The 16444-nt window shown below is 72.5% G+C and carries 13 protein-coding genes; 2 read left to right on the plus strand and 11 right to left on the minus strand.

Annotated elements, in window-relative coordinates:
- Positions 1 to 51 precede the first annotated feature (51 nt).
- Complete coding sequence (locus ACH4B3_RS27450) at positions 52 to 657, minus strand: GNAT family N-acetyltransferase (protein WP_398467162.1); 606 nt, start codon at positions 655 to 657, stop codon at positions 52 to 54.
- A gap of 389 nt (positions 658 to 1046) precedes the next feature.
- Here ACH4B3_RS27450 and ACH4B3_RS27455 point away from each other — a divergent pair, with 389 nt between their 5' ends.
- Complete coding sequence (locus ACH4B3_RS27455; protein WP_398467164.1) at positions 1047 to 1943, plus strand: alpha/beta hydrolase; 897 nt, start codon at positions 1047 to 1049, stop codon at positions 1941 to 1943.
- Between the two features lie 541 nt (positions 1944 to 2484).
- On the opposite strand, the gene ACH4B3_RS27460 is transcribed toward ACH4B3_RS27455, so the two are convergent.
- The 9 genes from ACH4B3_RS27460 to ACH4B3_RS27500 form a co-directional block, all read right to left on the minus strand.
- On the minus strand, positions 2485 to 3837 hold the full coding sequence (locus tag ACH4B3_RS27460; RefSeq protein ID WP_398467166.1) for a M14 family metallopeptidase: 1353 nt from the start codon (positions 3835 to 3837) through the stop codon (positions 2485 to 2487).
- Positions 3838 to 4209: 372 nt separating this feature from the next.
- Positions 4210 to 4713 carry a hypothetical protein gene (locus ACH4B3_RS27465; RefSeq protein ID WP_398467168.1) on the minus strand — a complete coding sequence of 168 codons (504 nt, stop codon included), beginning with the start codon at positions 4711 to 4713 and terminating at the stop codon, positions 4210 to 4212.
- Positions 4714 to 4771: 58 nt separating this feature from the next.
- Positions 4772 to 6361: a helix-turn-helix domain-containing protein gene (locus ACH4B3_RS27470; RefSeq protein ID WP_398467169.1), complete on the minus strand. Its 1590-nt coding sequence runs from the start codon at positions 6359 to 6361 to the stop codon at positions 4772 to 4774.
- Positions 6334 to 7515 (minus strand): DUF917 domain-containing protein, encoded by a 1182-nt coding sequence (locus tag ACH4B3_RS27475; RefSeq protein WP_398467171.1) that lies wholly within the window; start codon positions 7513 to 7515, stop codon positions 6334 to 6336. The genes ACH4B3_RS27470 and ACH4B3_RS27475 overlap by 28 nt, the downstream gene beginning before the upstream one ends.
- A 213-nt stretch (positions 7516 to 7728) precedes the next feature.
- The gene (locus ACH4B3_RS27480; protein ID WP_398467173.1) at positions 7729 to 8127 is read right to left on the minus strand and encodes an OsmC family protein; all 399 of its coding nucleotides are present in this window, start codon (positions 8125 to 8127) and stop codon (positions 7729 to 7731) included.
- A 70-nt stretch (positions 8128 to 8197) separates the two neighbouring features.
- Complete coding sequence (locus tag ACH4B3_RS27485) at positions 8198 to 9289, minus strand: DUF917 domain-containing protein (protein ID WP_398467175.1); 1092 nt, start codon at positions 9287 to 9289, stop codon at positions 8198 to 8200.
- Complete coding sequence (locus tag ACH4B3_RS27490; RefSeq protein ID WP_398467177.1) at positions 9289 to 10851, minus strand: hydantoinase/oxoprolinase N-terminal domain-containing protein; 1563 nt, start codon at positions 10849 to 10851, stop codon at positions 9289 to 9291. Before ACH4B3_RS27490 ends, ACH4B3_RS27485 begins: the two co-directional genes overlap by 1 nt.
- Complete coding sequence (locus tag ACH4B3_RS27495; protein ID WP_398467179.1) at positions 10848 to 12257, minus strand: purine-cytosine permease family protein; 1410 nt, start codon at positions 12255 to 12257, stop codon at positions 10848 to 10850. Before ACH4B3_RS27495 ends, ACH4B3_RS27490 begins: the two co-directional genes overlap by 4 nt.
- A gap of 846 nt (positions 12258 to 13103) precedes the next feature.
- The gene (locus tag ACH4B3_RS27500; RefSeq protein WP_398467181.1) at positions 13104 to 14066 is read right to left on the minus strand and encodes an alpha/beta hydrolase; all 963 of its coding nucleotides are present in this window, start codon (positions 14064 to 14066) and stop codon (positions 13104 to 13106) included.
- A gap of 132 nt (positions 14067 to 14198) precedes the next feature.
- On the opposite strand from ACH4B3_RS27500, the gene ACH4B3_RS27505 reads away from it, so the two are divergent.
- A complete protein-coding gene (locus ACH4B3_RS27505; RefSeq protein ID WP_398467183.1) occupies positions 14199 to 14852 on the plus strand; it encodes a TetR/AcrR family transcriptional regulator in 654 nt (217 codons plus the stop codon).
- 244 nt (positions 14853 to 15096) lie between these two features.
- Here ACH4B3_RS27505 and ACH4B3_RS27510 read toward each other — a convergent pair whose 3' ends face one another.
- Positions 15097 to 16236 (minus strand): hypothetical protein, encoded by a 1140-nt coding sequence (locus tag ACH4B3_RS27510; protein ID WP_398467185.1) that lies wholly within the window; start codon positions 16234 to 16236, stop codon positions 15097 to 15099.
- Positions 16237 to 16444: the final 208 nt, after the last annotated feature.

The raw sequence follows: 16444 nt of genomic DNA on the forward strand, positions 1-16444 counted from the left end.
GTCCCGGTCGGTGCCCGGCCGGGACGGGAGCCGGCCGGGCGGGCACGGTGTCTACCCGCGGGCGTCGCCGCGCGCGGTGCGCCACATCGACCACAGGGTCGGGCCGCCCCCGGGGACCCGGATCTCATGCTGCACGGTGAACCCGAAGTGCTCGTAGAAGCCGATGTTGGACTCCTTCGACGATTCGAGGTGTGCCGGCAACCCGGCCGCGTCCGCCTTGGCGAGACCCGAACGCAGCAGGGCGGCGCCGTGACCGTTGCCCTGTGCCGCCGGGTCGGCACCGAGCACCGCCAGGTACCAGTGGGGCTCCTGAGGGGCTGCCGCGCCGACCAGTTCCAGCATCTCTCCCAGCCGGGCCACGTTCTCGCCCAACAGGCCGTTGATGCGGGCCAGGGTCTCTTCGTCCGGGTGCTGCTCGGCCGTGCCGGGCGGGGTCCAGAAGGCCGCGGCGGCGCTGGTGCGTTCACAGTGGCCGAGCGGGCCGTACTTGTGCGTGAGCATGACGTCGAACCACTGGGCGAGACGGTCCGCACGGCCCTCTTCGTCGGGAAAGAGCCACAGCATCATCGGATCGTCCGCGAAGGAGCGGGCCAGGATGCGGGTGATCTCGGAAGCGTCGCCGGTCTCGATCGGCGTGGGTGTGTTCGGTGACTGCATGGGGACAACGTAGGTTCCGAGATCCTCCCCGGGCATCGGTCATTCTACCGATTACCCCAGGTACGGAGGCTGGGCCGGTGCGGGGCACGCACCGGCGCGGCGGGGCCGGCCCCGGGCCGGACGCCCCGCCCCGCACCCCGCCGCCCGGCCGGCGGCCCCGGCCCCACCGCCGCCCGCGTGCCGGGGCCCCGGCACGCGGGCCCTGCCGTGCGGTCCGTCCTCCACGCGGGCGGCCGTCGCCCCTCCCACCGCCGGGTCCCGCGCTCCGAGGCGGCCACTCGTCCGGTCCGCGGCCCGCTCCGGCGACCTGCCGATCGGTGCGTCTTCGGCGCCTGATGCGCGACGGATGGCGGGTGACCCTCCGGCGCGCGGCCGTGAGGATGGTCGTCATGGATCCCGAACTCGAAGCGTTCATCCCGTTCTTCCCGCGAACCGACCTGACCGACCCGGTCACCGCACGCGAGACCTACGCCAAGCTGGCCACCGGGGTGCCGGCCCCCGACACCACCGACATGGACATCGAGGACCGCACGGTGCCGGCCGACCCGGACGTGGCCGTGCGGATCTACCGTCCGCGGCAGGCCCAGGGCGCCCTCGTCTGGTTGCACGGCGGCGGGTTCACCGTGGGGAGCCTGGACACCGAGCACCCGTGGGCCGCCCGGCTCGCCGCCGGCTCCGGCGCCGTGGTGATCTCCGTCGCCTACCGCCTCGCCCCTGAACATCCCTTCCCGGCCGCTCTGGACGACGCCTACGCCGTACTGACCTGGACCGCCGCGCACGCGGCCGAACTCGGGGTCGACCCGGCACGGATCGCGGTCGGAGGGCACAGCGCCGGCGGCGGGATCGCGGCGGCGCTGGCGTTGCGCTCCCGGGACGAGCAGGGGCCGGCGATCCGCTTCCAACTGCTCAACCAGCCGACCCTCGACGACCGGCAGGAGTCGTGGTCGGCGCGGAACTTCACCGACACGCCCTGGTGGAACCGGGCCAAGGCCACCGAGGCATGGCGGCACTACCTGGGCTCCGGCCCCGCCACCCCGTATGCCGCCCCCGCCCGGGCCACCGACCTCTCCGGTCTGCCCCCGGCCTATGTCGGCACCGCGGAGCTCTGCCCGAACCGCGACGACGACCTCGCCTACGGGCTGCGCCTGCTCCAGGCCGGGGTCGCGGTCGAACTGCACCAGTGGCCCGGCACCTTCCACGGATCGCAGGCGCTGCTGTCCGCCGACGTCTCCCAGCGGCAGAACGCCGAACTCGGCGCCGTACTGCGCCGCGCCCTCGCCGGCTGAGTCCGGCCCGAGACCAGCCACGGGGCAGCGCCCCGTGGCACCCACCGACCACCAAAGGACGGACGACTTGAGGTTCTTCATGGCGCTCTGCGGCAGTGCGGCCGCGCTGAGCATGTGTGCGGGGATGGTGGCGGCGGCCCCGGCACCGCCCGCCGGGACCGCGAACGCTCCGGCCGCCGGCACCGGCCCCTCGACCGGCCTCGATCCCGCGGCACCGAGGTCCGCGGCACCTTCCGGGGCCACGACGGGTCGGCGTGGGGAGCCGGAACCGTCGCCCTGACCAGGGCCGACGGCAAGCGTCAGATGTCCGTGGCGGTCAACATGGCGAGGTGGACCAAGCCGGATCCGGCGGGGGAGCCGCAGCACCACCCCATCGGCGACGCGCTGCGGGAGCTGTCCCGCCAGGCGATGTGCGGCGACGGAGACGCCCGGGCCCGCAACTCGCCGCGGGACCCGGGCGGTCACGCCGTAGCCGGCAGGGGCGCCCCCGTGGTCTCCACGGGGGCGCCCCTTCACGGCTGCGCGCGGAAGCGCCGGGTACTCAGCCGGCCTGGCAGTACTGCTCCTCCTTGCCGATGGCCCGGTACATGCAGTCCGCGTTCTCCAGCAGCTTCAGCACCGCCTCCCGGTTGCGGCCGGTCTCCTTCTCGATCACCTCGTCGGGCGGGTAGAAGCCGTCCGAGCCGTTCTCGCCGGGGTACATCTCGAAGGTGTAGGCGAAGATCTTCTGGTCGCCCCACAGCCAGTCGTCGATCGAGCCATCGGTGACGTACAGGTCACTGGACTGCTCCGGGGTGTACCCGTTGCTGGCGGCCATGTCCTTGCCGATGGTGGCGAAGACGTCGTGGTCGTCCTGGGTCATGCCCTCGGCCGTGTCGTCCTCGGTCCAGCCGTACGGCCAGAGCACCAGCTCGCTGTAGGTGTGCCAGTCGATGGCGGCGGTGATCTGCTGCTTGCCACCCACCACCCGGCTGCGGACGAAGTCGGCGACCGCCTTGGTCTCCGGGCCGGACTCGGCGGCCGGGCCCCGGTAGACGTCCGAGCCCGGGTCGTCGTCGGAGCCGCCGCAGCAGCCCCACTTGTACGCCCAGTTGCGGTTCAGGTCGGTGCCGACCTCCTGCGAACCCTCGTTGGGCTGCCGGTTCTTGCGCCACATCCGGTACTGGCCGGTGGCGATGTCGTACTCGCCGCCGTCCGGGTTCACATCGGGCACGATCCAGAGTTCGCGGCCGTCCACGGCCTTGGTGATCCGGTCGTCGCTGCCGTACTTCCCGCCGAACTCGCGGATCAGATAGAGCGCCATCTCCACGGTCAGGTGCTCACGGGCGTGCTGATGGTGGGTGAACAGCACCTCCGGCTCGTCCTCGTCGGTGCCCGCGTTGTCACTGATCTTCACGGCGATGATGTCGCGGCCCTCGTGGGACTTCCCGATGACCTGCTTGCTGATGATCTCCGGGTGCGCGGCGACGGCGGCGTCTATCTCCTCCATCGCCTCCTGGTGGTTGTGGTAGCCGGAGTCCTCGTCCGGGAAGTCCTTGACCCGGTCCTTGTGGCCCGACGAACGCTTGGGCGGACCGGGCAACTCCCGGACCTGGTAGCCGAGTCCACGGACCCGGAGCAGCTGGTCGGCGTCCGCGGTGATCACCACCGAACGCTCCCGGACGGCGTCGATCGACACTCCGGTACGGGCCAGCCCGGTGCGCTGCGCGGTGCTGCGCGGGCCGGTCACCTCGTACTGCCGGGCGGTCTCGGCGCCGGACGCGGAAGCGGCTCCGGCGGTGGGGGTGTGGGGGGTGGCCGAATCGTCGGCCCGGGCGGCGATGGGCACGGCGAGTGCCACCGTCAGAAGTGCGGCCATGGCGGTGGAGCGCCGGCCGCGGATACGCAGTCGCATCGTTTCGTCTCCTGGGTTCTCCAGTGCGACGGGTGGGGGGTTGGGCGCCCGGTGATGCCGAAGAGGGCGCCGGGGCACATCGTTAGGGTTGGTACGCCGCACGGTCAAGTACGCGGATGTGCCGGCCGGCGGCCGGGGCCGGGGCCTGGTGCCGTACGGTGCGCGGGAGTCGGACGCCGATGCCTGGTGGCGGGCCTGCCCGCCGCGTCGCCCCGCCACCGGCCGGGCGGCGGGAGACGCGCAGGCGTGACCGTGTGCGTCCGGGGTACACCGACCGGCGGCCGGGCAGGCGTTCCCCGGCGGCCTGCCAAGGGTTCCGTCATCGCGGACGTGACGGGCGGGGCACCGCGGGCGTGCCGGTCGCCGCGCGGCTCACCTCGGCCGGCCCGCGGGTGAGGTGCCGGACCCGCGGGGGTGCGGCGGGCCGGGGCGGGGCGGGGGCGGGTAGGGGACGAACACGGCCGAGGGGTCGTCCGCGGCGGTGGGGGTCCTGTCGTCGCCGCGGTAGAAGGTGTTCTCGTAGTCGATGGACTGGTCGACCAGGAGTGCTGTCTGCGGAGTCGTCGAGAACGGCGGCGGCTGCCGGGTGATCCGGTAGCCCGTCTCGTCGATCTCGTCCGTGGGCTCGTTGTGGTCGACGGTCCGGAAACCGTCCCGGGTGTCGGCCTGCCCGCTGATGATCCGCGTGTGGCGGAGCCGCAGTACGCCGGCGGACGGGCAGGACCAGCGGAACCGGGAGACGGCCAGCATTCCGCTGACACTGTCCAGCCTGCTCCAGCCCCATCCGTCGGGAAGGAACACGATGTCGGTCGACTCCATCACGTTGACGACGGGGCCGAACCAGCTTCCGATGAGGCGTCTGTCCAGAGATGTCACCGCACCATCATCCCCGCCGGTCGGGCGGCGAGGCCCGGCAGGGTGGTCCCCGGCCGGGTCACCGGTCCGGCGCCTTCCGGTGGTGGTGGCCGGTGGCGTGGGGGAGGCGGTGCGCGCGGCAGGCGAGCTGGATGGCGAGGCGTTCGTCGGCGGTGTCCAGGGTGATGCCGAGGATCGCGCAGGCGCGGGCCAGGCGTTGGGTGACGGTGTTGCGGTGCAGGTTGAGCCGGCGTGCGGTGTCGGCGGTGGAGCAGCCGGAGGTGAGGTAGGTCTCGATCGTGCGGAGAAGGTCCGGTCCCGCGGGGTCGTCGAGGAGTGGGGTGAGCAGGGTGGCGGCGGTCTCGCGCATGGCGGGGGAGTTGCAGGTGGCCATGAGGATCTGGGTGATGCCCAGTTGGTCGGCGTGCTGGACGCGTCCGGGGATGTCGGCCAGAGCGGTGGCGAGGGCGGCGTGGCGGGCTTCGGCCATGGAGGTCGCCAGCCCCGCCGGGCCGTTGGCGGGGCGTCCGATGCCGGCCACGACGGGGGTCGCGCTGATCCTCGCGTGGTAGGTGTGCAGGGCCTGGGCGAGGTTGCCGACGACGGTGGCTCCGTCGCCGGGGCGCGGGGGGTGGTCGGAGGTGATCCAGGCGGCCCAGCCGTCGGACTGCTCGACCAGTGGCCCGAGGGCGAGGTCGCTCTGGGCCAGGGCGCGCGTGAGGTCGTCCGCGGTGGTGGCCGGCGGTGCGTTGTGGATGAGGCGTAAGAGGTGGATGGCGGTGTGCCATCCGGTGAGGCGCCAGCCGGCGCGCGCCGCGATCGCGGCGGTGTTGGCGGGGACGGCGTCGCCTGCCGCGAGGATCTCGGACAGGAGCGTGGTACGGAAGCGCGCGTTGCGTTCGGCACGCATGACCGAGGTGGCGAGCCAGACGGAGGCGTAGGCCTCGGCGAGGGCGAGTCCCGCCAGGGCGCGTTCGGCCCACTGCGGCCCGCCGTGGGAGTTGGTGGCGGCCAGCCACAGGTCTGGGGCGCCGTTCTCACCGCGGAGGGGGTGGGCGGCGAACGCCCGGTCGCCCGCGGTGCCGGTGATGGGCGCGGGGGTGTGCAGGTGGGGCAGGAGATCACTGCCCAGATCGTCGCCGGCGATGGTGGCGCCGTCGGCGGCGAGTGCGGCGGTCCGGGCGTTGAGATGGCGGGCCAGGGTGCTGGTGATGTGGGTCAGGGAGTGGGAAGTGGTGCGCAGGGCGCGGGCGATGCCGGTGAGTTGCCGTGCGCGCTGCACCTGGGGTCCGTGGATCCACAGCAGCAGCTCGGTGGCGGCCTGGGCGCTGGTGTGGAGGGGGGCCACCAGGAGCGGCAGACGTCTGCGGTCGGCCAGTCGCCGGGAGGCTTGTGCGAGGTGATCGGCCGGCAGTTGGCACAGGAGCAGGCCCGAGGCGCCGGTGGCGTGGTGGCGGTGGAGCGCGACGTCGACGAGGTGGGTGGCGCTGAGTCCGGTGCGCGGCGGGAGATCGGTGCAGGTGAGGTGCGCGACGGCTGGGCCGGGATCGGCGATGTCGGCCACCCGGACCCCGGTGACCGGGGCGTCCAGACCGGCGTGTCCGGCGAGCAGGTGGAAGTTCTCTGCCGGCTGGGCGGCGATCAGGTCGCGGAGGGTGGGCGCGGGCATGGTGCCCCTTCGGGGAGGTCGCGGAGGTGGTAGGAGGGGAGTCCGACGAGGTCGGTGGGTGGGGGGTGCCAGGCGGAGGCGGCGGGCAGGGCGAAGAGGCTGATGTGCTGGTTCTCGGTGAGTCGGTCGGGCGGGGCGAGGTTCCAGGTGCGGGGGTCGAGGGCGCAGATGATCTCGGGCGTCACGGCCAGTGGCCGCCCGTCGTCGAGGAGGAGCAGGTACTCCTCGGCTGCTTCCAGGCGCAGGGTGCGGGCGGGGTCCGTGTGGTCCTGCACGGTGATGGTGGTCCGGGTGCCGGAGGGCGTCGGGGCGCGGCGTATCTCGGTGACCGTGCCGCCGCGCAGCGGGGTGCCCTGCCATCGCCGGAGGAAGGCGGCGCGGTGTGCGGGCTCGGCGGCGGCCCGGCGGAAGTCGGCTCCCAGGGCGAGCGCGCGGGTGACGGAGTGGTCGACGACGGCCCCTGCGTATGCGTGTGCGGTGCCGGGGTGGGTGGCGATGGCACACCAGCCGCCGAGGGCCGGCAGGGCCTTGCGGACGAGCAGTTCCAGGGTGTGGTTGTCCGGGGTGGTGACGACCAGGGCGGTGCCGCGGGCGTCGGCGATGGCGGTCGGGGAGGCGGGGTGTCCGGCGGCGGACAGAGTGGTCTGGTCCAGCCGGGGGAAGGCACGCCCCATGGCGTCGGCGTCGACCATCGGCAGCCCGGCGCGGACGGCGGCGACGACGGCGAGCAGGGCGTTGACTCCGCCGATCTGCAAGGGCTGGACCGCTGTGAGCGGAGTGGGCAGCTGCCGGCTGAGGGTGTCCAGGACCGTGGTGAACTCGTCCCCACCGGGCAGCCGTTCGCTCAGGGCGGTGGTGGAGCCGACCGCTCCCACGCAGGCGACGAGGGCTTCGGCGGGGAGGTCGGACAGCGGCAGGAGCGGCAGCGGGCCGTGCGTGGCGAGCTGGTGCCTGGCCATGGCGGCGGCGGTGCGTACGTCACCGCCGCCGCCCGACCCCAGGACGGCCGCGCCCGCCGCCAGGTCGTCCACGTCGGGCACGCCGATGCGCCGGCCGGGCGGGTGGAGGACTGCCGCGTGTGAAGGGATGACCTGGCTGACGACGACTCCCCCGGACAAGCGCTTCTCCGGGCGGAGCGCCGGTGCTTCCGGCACTCTGCCCCGTTCTCCGACCCCACCCGTCATGTCGAACGCGTGAGCGGATGGGTACGCATCGTCATGACGGGTGTCAATGTAGCGGGTTCCGGCACCGCCGATCACCTCTGCCGGTGCACCGGCACATCGCCCGCGGTGCGGACGCTGACCGGCAGGGAGAACCGGCCCTTCCGGCCGCGGCCCCCTCGGCGTGCGCCGCGGTGCGGTGCGTCATCAGGGGGCGGCGGTGGAGGCGGTGGCGACCGTGATGTCGGGGCGGTGGTGCAGGGTGTTGTGGACCTTGCAGCGATCGCCGGCCCGGACCAGTGCGGCTACCTGGCTCTCGGACAGCCCCGCCGGGAGGCTGTAGGTGATGCGGAGGGCGTTCATCCTGCTCGGGCGGGTGGCGCTGCCGGCCTCGACCCGGACCGAGGCGCCTTCGATGGGGATGTGGTGGGTCGTCGCGTAGTCGGCCAGGGTGGCCAGCATGCACGCGCCGAGGCCGGTCAGGAACAGCTCGGTGGCCATCCACCGGCCGGGCTCGGGGCCCCAGCTGATGCCGGCTTCGGCGCGGCCGTTGGTGGCGGTCAGGTCCGTCCGGCCGTCGCACCGGACGGTGACGGTGTGGTCCATGGTGGGTGTCCTCTCGGTGGTGTGCGGTCTGCGGTCTGCGGTGGGCGGTACCGGACGGGCGGCCCCTCGCTCAGGTCGTGCCGGCGGCGGCGAGGTCCTCCACCGGGACGTAGTCCAGGTCGTGGCCGAAGTACCGGGGGCCGGTGAGTTCCAGCCCCCGCCGGGTGCGCCAGCGGGGATCGCACGGTGCGCCGATGACCCCGATCCGGGCGCCGTAGCGCATCGACTCCGTGGTCACGGGCGTGCCGGTCCCGGAGTCCAGGACGCAGATCAGATCGGGCACGCTCGCCACGGGCCTGCCGTCGCGCACGGCCAGCAGGTGCTCGTTGCGGAAGTGCAGGCGCAGCGTGTGCCCGATGTCGGTGTCGAGACCGTCCATGGTGGCCTCGCCCCGGACGAACCCGCCTTCCGTGTGTCGTTCGACGTCCACCACTTTGCCCCTGAACAGCACTGTTCCGCCGAGAGACCGTGCGGCGGCGGACAACGGGTCGGTGTGGGCGGCCCGCGCGCGCCGGATGGCGGTGCCGACGCGGTGGGCCTGGGTGAGGGTCCGTGGCGTCAGGGCGTCGGCGAGCCGGCGGCCCCGCAGGGGGTACAGGGCCATGAACGCCGCCCCGCCCATCTCGACGGTGCCGGCGCGCGCCAGGCGTTCGGCCCACAGGTTGTCCACGGTGCGCAGCACCGCGGTGTTGCCGTGGCTGTCGGCGAGGGCCATCGGGGTGGCGGGGATCCCCGCCAGGGTGGTCAGGGCCATGTGGATCTCCGGGAAGGCGCGGCCCATGCCGTCGGCGTCGATCAGGGGAAGGCCGGTCCGGGCGGCGGCGGCGACCGGGATCATGGAGTTGAGCCCTCCGGCCTCCAGACAGGCGATGTACCGGGCGGGGTGACCCAGGACCTCGCGCAGGGAGTTCAGGACGAGCTCGGCCTCCGTGCCGGCCGGGATGCGCTCCAGCAGCACGGTGGGGGCGCCGATGGCGGCCACCGGCAGGACCACCGCGTCGGGTTCCACCTCGCTGATGTCGACCACCGGCACCGGTCCGCAGGCGCGGATCGCCTCGGCGGCGATGAGTTTGCCGATGTAGGGGTCGCCACCGCCGCCGGTGCCGAGCACCGCCGCCCCGCGGGCCAGGTCGTCGAGCTCCGCGAGTCCGATGTGCCGCATCACTTTTCCTCCAGCAACAGCTCGCCCACCGCTTTGACACGTACGCGCACGGCGTTGCCCGGCAGGTACGCCATCGGGATCTCGTCGCGCTCCACGACGCGGACGGTGTCCGCGCGGGCCCCCGCCACCACGGCCTTGCGCGTGGCCTCTTCCTCGGCCTGCCGCAGCACCTGCTCGCGGGAGCGGCCCTCCGGTGACACCACCCGGTCGACTTCGCCGCCCACCTGCGCGATGGCGGCGCCGATCGCGTTGGCGACGGCGTAGTGCCGGGGGCGCACGGTCTCCAGGCCGGGGAGTCCGTCGCCCACGATCGCGCTCCCGCCCCCGACGAGAACCACCGGGACGGGTACGGAGGAGGTCCGCATCCGGTCGACCAGTGCCGCGACCTCGTCGGCGATATGCGACAGCACCCGGCGGACCAGGTCCTTGTCCAGGCCGGACACCGCAGCGGGGTTGCCGAACGAGACCAGGCCGGCGGCGACCGCGATGTCCGAGGCGGTGAGCGTGTCGCCGCCGAACAGCAGGGCCCGGTCCGTCAGCCGGTAGCCGACGCTGTCGGGGCCGACCCGCACCGCACCCCCGGTGGCGCGGACGATGCTGCCGCCACCGATCCCGGTGGCCACCACGTCCGGCATACGGAAGTTGGTGCGTACCCCGCCGATGTCGACCTCCGTCCCCGCCGGGCGCGGAAAGCCGTTGACGATCATGCCGACGTCGCTGGTGGTGCCGCCGATGTCGACGACCGCGCAGTCCCTCAGGCCGGAGAGCAGCGCCGCCCCGCGCATGGAGTTGGTGGGGCCGCTGGCGAACGTGGCGACCGGGTGCCGGCGCGCGTACTCCACGTCCATCAGCGTCCCGTCGTTCTGACTCAGGTACACCGGCGCGCCGATGCCGGCCTGGTCCACCGCGGTCTGGAACGCGTCGCAGGTCACGTCCGCCAGCTCGCCCAGGGAGGCGTTGACGATGGCCGCGTTCTCCCGCTCGATCAGGCCGATGCGACCGAGCTCATGCGAGAGCGTGACCCTCAACTCGGGGGCGTGCGCGGCCAGGAGCTCCGCGACCCGCTCTTCCATGTTCCGGTTGGCCGGCGAGAAGACGCTGGTCACCGCCACCGCACGGACCCCGCGTTCGAGCATCGCGCAGGCCGCGCGCTTGATCTCGTCCGGGTCGAGGGGGGAGATCTCCCGGCCGTCGTACTCGTGGCCGCCGTGGCACAGGAAGTGGTGCGCGCCCAGGGCCCGGGTGAGCCGTTCCGGCCAGTCCGCCATCGGCGGTACCGCGGCGGTCGCCGGGAGGCCGAGGCGCAGACAGCCGGTCGGAGTCAGGAGCGGTGACGCCTCGACGATGGCATTGGTGAAGTGCGTCGTCCCGATCATCACCGCACGGGCGGTGGACAGGTCGGCCGGCGACTGTGCCTCCAGTTCCTTCAGCGCGGTCACGATGCCGGAGGTGACATCACCGGTGGTGGGGCTCTTGACCGCGGCCAGCACCTGGTCCCGGTCGTTCATCATCACCGCGTCGGTGTTCGTACCGCCGACGTCGATGCCGATACGGACCGTCATGACCGGCTCCCCTCGGTCGGCCGTGCGGTGAGCGGGCCGTGGAGGGCCGGCGTCGCCGTCATCGCCGTCCCGTACCCGCGAACGAGGCCGAGCCTGCCGAGCACCACGTACAGCACGAAGGCCACGGTGATGGAGTTGATGGCGGGGATGCCCCAGTCGGCGAAGTGGCCGATCAGCCCGCCCGCCGCCCAGCACACCAGGGCCGCCGGCACCCATTCGGGGGCCGCCGCCGGCAGCCCCGCCCCGTCCCGCGTCCGATCGAGCTCGGCTCGCCACGTTCGCACCACGAAATACTCCGCGATCATGATGCCGGCGACGGGCGGCGTCGCGACTCCGAGAACGGTCAGGAAATCCGTGAAGTGGTCGAGGATTCCCACCGCGGACAGCACCGAACCGCACACCCCGACGACCACCGTGGCCGTCACCCGGGAGATCCGCCGGCCGAACAGGACATCGCAGGTGTTCACCACACCCAGCGACGACGAGTACAGATTCCAGTCGTTGACCTTCAGTATCGCGGCCACCAGGATCAACGTGCCGAGGAACCCCGAGGTCGAGGTGACCGCGGCCGCGATGTCGGCGCTCCGCGCCGCGTGCGCCAGCAGCACCCCGATCAGGCCGATCACGTACTCGCCGAGGGTGACACCGAGCAGGGTCTGCTTGACCACGTCCCCCGGGCTGCGGTTGTAGCGCGTCATGTCCGGAGTCATCACCGCACCCACGATGAAGCCCCCGGCGACGATCGTGGTCCCCGCCGCCAGGGACAGCTGCGGCCCCGCCGGCTCCCCGGTGAACAGGGCACCGGCGTCCTCGCCGGCCAGCTCAGGGATGATCGACCACGCCGCGAGGGCCAGGAACGCCGGCACCGTGACATAGGCCGCCCACGTCATGAAGCGGAAACCCCACACCACCAGGGCGCTGACGCCCAATCCGCCCACCAGCGCCCAGCCCCACTCCGGCAGGCCCCCGACCAGCGAATGCAGCCCCTGGGCGAACACCGCGTTCTGCACGCCGAACCAGCCCATGAGGGAGACGGCGATCAGCAGGCCGACCAACGCCGAGCCGCCGCGCCCGAATCCGGTCCAGCGGGCGAGCACCGATGTGGACAGTCCCTCCCGGCACCCGGCGATGCCGACGGCGATCGTGGCGAACTCCAGGACCACCGCGCCGAGCGTGATCGCCAGCAGCGCGTCCGTGAACGTCATACCGAAACCGAGCGTGGCGCCCAGCAGGAACTGGCTGAACGACGACAGCTGTCCGAAACGCTGAGTGGCGACACTGAACCACGCATACCGCGCATGCGCGGGAACCCGTTCCAACGGGTAGTCGTCATTTCCCAGGGTGCCCTCGGGAATGGCTTGTCTTTCCATACCGTCCTCGCTTCCGCGGGTGGTGAGCGAATGCATTCGGACGGTAGAGCCCCTTCCGGACACGCATAAGCGGCACGATGCACAGAATCAGTGCCACCGGGTGTGCAGCCTGCACACCGCCGATCCGGCCACCCACCCGCGGCCGCCGGTCGCCGGGCCCCGCCTTCCGGGGCCCGGTCGTCCGCGGCGCCCGGGAGGGCCGCGGCGCCCGTTCGCCAGGGGCCCGGCAGGCCGCGGACCGCCGCCGCACCTCGCGGAGCGGTGGTGGCGCACGGCTGCCGGGCCGTTTCCCCTCGGCCGGACGCCCTTACCTCAGGTCGGCGAGGAGGCCGTCCAATGCCTTCCTGAGGGCCGCGGCGTTGGCCGGGTCGAACCAACGCCGGGTCGAACCAGGTGGTGCGGACGCGCTCGTTGTTCCCTCCGGGTGTCTCGTGGTCGGCGGCGAGTCGGTGCAGCGGACGGGTCTCGTCGCCCAGGGAGCGGCCGACGTTCCGGAAGAGGCCCCGCACGTACCGGTCGGCGGCGTCGGAGGCGATGCCCTGGTCGGTGGCCCACGAGGTGAGCGCGGAGAGGTAGGCGTAGTGGGCGCTGAGCGTCCCGGTCAGTGCGGAGAAGACGTCGAACGCCTCCTCGTCCGCGACGGGGAGGGCTCCGCCCAGCTGTTCGAAGAGCGAGTCCACCACCGGGTGCGAGGGGCAGGTCACGGTGACGGAGCGGCGCTCGCGCACGGCGGGCAGCGGGATGGCGCGGACGATCGCGGCGCCGGTGGCGAGCGTCCGGCGCAGGTCGTCGGTGGCGACGCCGGCCATGCTCATCCGGCCGGGGCGCAGCCGGGAGACCGCCTGGTCCTCGGGCCTCGGGGCGGAGAGCATCGCTCCTCCGTCACTGCCCCAGGGCCGTGCGGAGGAACGCGAGGATCTCCGCCTGGGCGGCCCGGGCCTGTGGTTCCACACCGGGCAGGGTGAGGAACGCATGCTTCGCTCCCGGGTACTCGGAGAGCCGCACGGGGGTCCCTGCCTCGCTCAGCCGCTCGGCGTAGACACGGCCATGGTCGGCGACCGCGTCCTGGGTGGGCACCACCACGAGCGCCGGGGCGAGCCCGCTCAGGTCGTCCGCGTACAGCGGCGACAGCGCGCGGGCGTCGGCACCCGGTGGGACGGCGAGCCGCTGGAAGAATTGCAGCAGCGGCAGGGCCCGGGTCGGGCTGTACGCGTACTCGGCCATCGAGGGATGGTCGAACATCGTCCCGGTCACGTCGACTGCCGGGTTGACCAGCACCTGCGCCTTGAGCTCCAGGCCGGCCTCCCGGGCCCGGACGGCCGTCAGCGCGCTGATCAGCGCGCCGCAGCTCTCACCGAAGACGGCCACGCGCGCCGGGTCGGCGCCCCACCGCGCGGCGTCCCGCACCACCCGCTGGAGCACGTCCCAGCCGTCGTCGGCGGCGTGCGCGAGCGGACTGCCGGGGGCGAGGAGGCGGTGCTCGACCGAGATGACGAGGGCGGGCAGCCGCGCGGCGAGGTGGCTGTTGGTCCAGTCGCACTGCACCGCCGTGCCCACGAAGCCGCCTCCGTGGACATGGACCACGAGTGGCAGGTCGGTTCGGGCCGCGGCTTCGGCGTCTCCCGTCGGGGCCGGCCGGTAGACCCGGACCGGTAGGTCGCGGCCGGGCAGCGCGATCTCCTGCCAGGCGATCTCGGCGCCCGCGTCCGGCTCTCCGAGGACCTTCCGTGCCGCGCCGGAGGCCCGGAAGCGGTTCTCCTCGTCGCGGTAGGCGAGCAGCTCCTCGGCCGTGATCGCCGAGAAGTCCGGCTCCGGCGGCCGTGTCGCGGCAGTGGTGTCACTCATGGGTCCTTCTCTCTTCCCGACCCGATGCCGGGTGTGCCGTTGCGTCTGGACAGCGCGTTGTCCTCATTATGCACGCACCGCGTGCATCAACAAGTGCATAGGTTAGACTGAGTTCGAACCGAGAGGGGCGAGATGACGGGCCGAAGGCGATGGTCGACCGAGGAGATCCTGGACACGGCGGCGGAACTGCTGCGCACGGGTGACGCCGAGTCGTTCAGCGTGCGCAGACTCGCCGCAGCGCTCGGGACCGACTCCTCCAGCCTCTACCGGCACTTCCGCAACAAGACCGAACTGCTGCGCGCGGTCGCCGACCGGATCCTGCTGGCTGCCATGGACGGCTATCGCCCCGAGGACGACTGGAAGCAGCGCGTCACCGCACTGGCCCTGCGCCTGCGCGAGGCGTTCGGCGAGCAACCCCAACTCGCCGTGGTGTGGGGGCGCTACGCGTCCGGCGGCACCGGATCCCGATTGGTCATGGAGGAGTTGCTGCAGGCCCTGCGCGCGTCCGGACTGCCCGACGAGGAGGTCCCGGTGCGGTACCACCGCATCGTGATCCTCCTCGCCGCGCTGATCGCCTCCGAGGCCGGTATCAGCACCATCACCCCCGAGGAGTACGAACAGGGCATGGAGCAGTTCCGCGTCGCGGTGCTCGGCGCCGACCCCGAACGCTTCCCCGCCCTGGCCCACTTCGCCCGCGACGTCCGCCCCCTGGGAGCCGACCGCCGCGCCGCATTCGAAGAAATCCTCGCCGCCCACCTCGCCCACATCGAGGCCCGGGTCCCCTGACGTGCCGGATCACGCGGGCCAGGCGGTCGGGTCGCGCCGCTGCCGCAGGCCCGCCGGGATCCTCGATCGCCCGTGAGGCGGGTGCTCGGCTCCGCCGCGGCGGAAGCGCCGCAGGACCCGCTCGGACTCCGCGGCGCCCAGGCGTCAGGTGGTGGTGCACGGGCCAGGCCGGCCGCCGCTCGGCGGCCACGGAACCGTGTGCCGAACGGCGGTTGCCCCGGGCGGGCCCGATGGTGACAGGGGGTCAACTCCAGATGACGGCACGCGGGGGGACGTCCCAGTACTCGGCCCGTCCGAGGATCTGCCCGGCGTTGTTGATTGCCGCTGCATAGGAGCTCTTCCGGATCTGTCCGGGCTTCTCGTCGGGCAGGAAGGTGGCGTTCCCACCGGCGTCCCAGACGGCGGCACGCTGACCCGAGGACCCCACGGCGAGACCGGCGTCATTGAGCATGGTCACCGTGTGGCCCGTGGTGCCGGGGACCGGTTTCATCACCACCATGCCGTCGTTGTCCCACCGCGCGATCTCCGTGCGGTCGCCGATCCTGTTGGTGCCGAGGAACACGTCGCGGTTGTTCACGTCGTACAGGCCGCTGTCGTTGGACGCTCCCGGCATGACACGGAATATGCAGCAGCGGAGTGCGCGCGCCGCCCGGTAGGTGTGTGTGGAAGGGTCGAGTGCGGTGCCGGCGACCGTTCCGCGGTTGTTGATGTCCGCGGCTCCGGCACGCCATGCGATGGTGTCGATGGCCAGGTACTTGACCTTGCCGGCGGCGTCCCAGCGCACCGCCTGGGTGATGCCGTTCCCGAAGCGGGCGGCTCCGATGATCTCCCCGCTGTCGTTGATGCGGTCCGCGTGGCTGCCGATGGCGTACTGCGGCCGTTCCAGGAAGGTCGGCTTGCCGTCACGGTCCCAGCGCACCGCCCAGATGTCGTGGTAGAGAGTGGCCGTGCCGACTGCCACGTGCTGGTTGTTGATGTCCTCGGCCCAGCTGTCCAGGTAGCCCTCGGGCTCCTCCAGACGCTTGGAGGTACCGGAGGCGTCCCACGTCACGGCATGGCTCTTGTTATCGGAGCCACTGGCATAACCCGCGATGATCCCGTCGTCGTTGATGGCTCTGGGAGAGATGTATTCACTGCCATCCAGACCTCTCAGACGGGCGACCGAACCATCGGGCTCCCACCGCACATGGGCGCTTCCCTGGTTCCCGCCGGCCGAGCCCACGACGTGCCCCGCATTGCTCAGCAATTCGCCGTACGTCGTCGAGTAGCCCTCCGGCGGCTGCAGCTCGCGCATCACCATGCCCGTCGCCGCTGTACTTTCCGCGGCCCGCGCGGACCCCAACGGCACCATGAGCCCCACTGCCATCGCCAGTGCTGTCACCACACGTAACATCGAACGTTCCTCTCCGGATACCAAGCGAAATTTCCGAAGGCAAGCCGCTATGCCTGCCGGATCACACATTGTGCGGGATGGGCGCCGGAGGAAGTAGTGACCATCAGGCCAGCCGGTTTCCGGCCGATGGCGACCCCCCTCACGGCCCGGGCAAGCCGGCGGCACCGTAGGCCTCCGGCAGGGCGCGATCGGCCGAATG

This window comes from Streptomyces sp. NPDC018031, from assembly GCF_044327625.1.
Classification (GTDB): Bacteria; Actinomycetota; Actinomycetes; order Streptomycetales; family Streptomycetaceae; genus Streptomyces.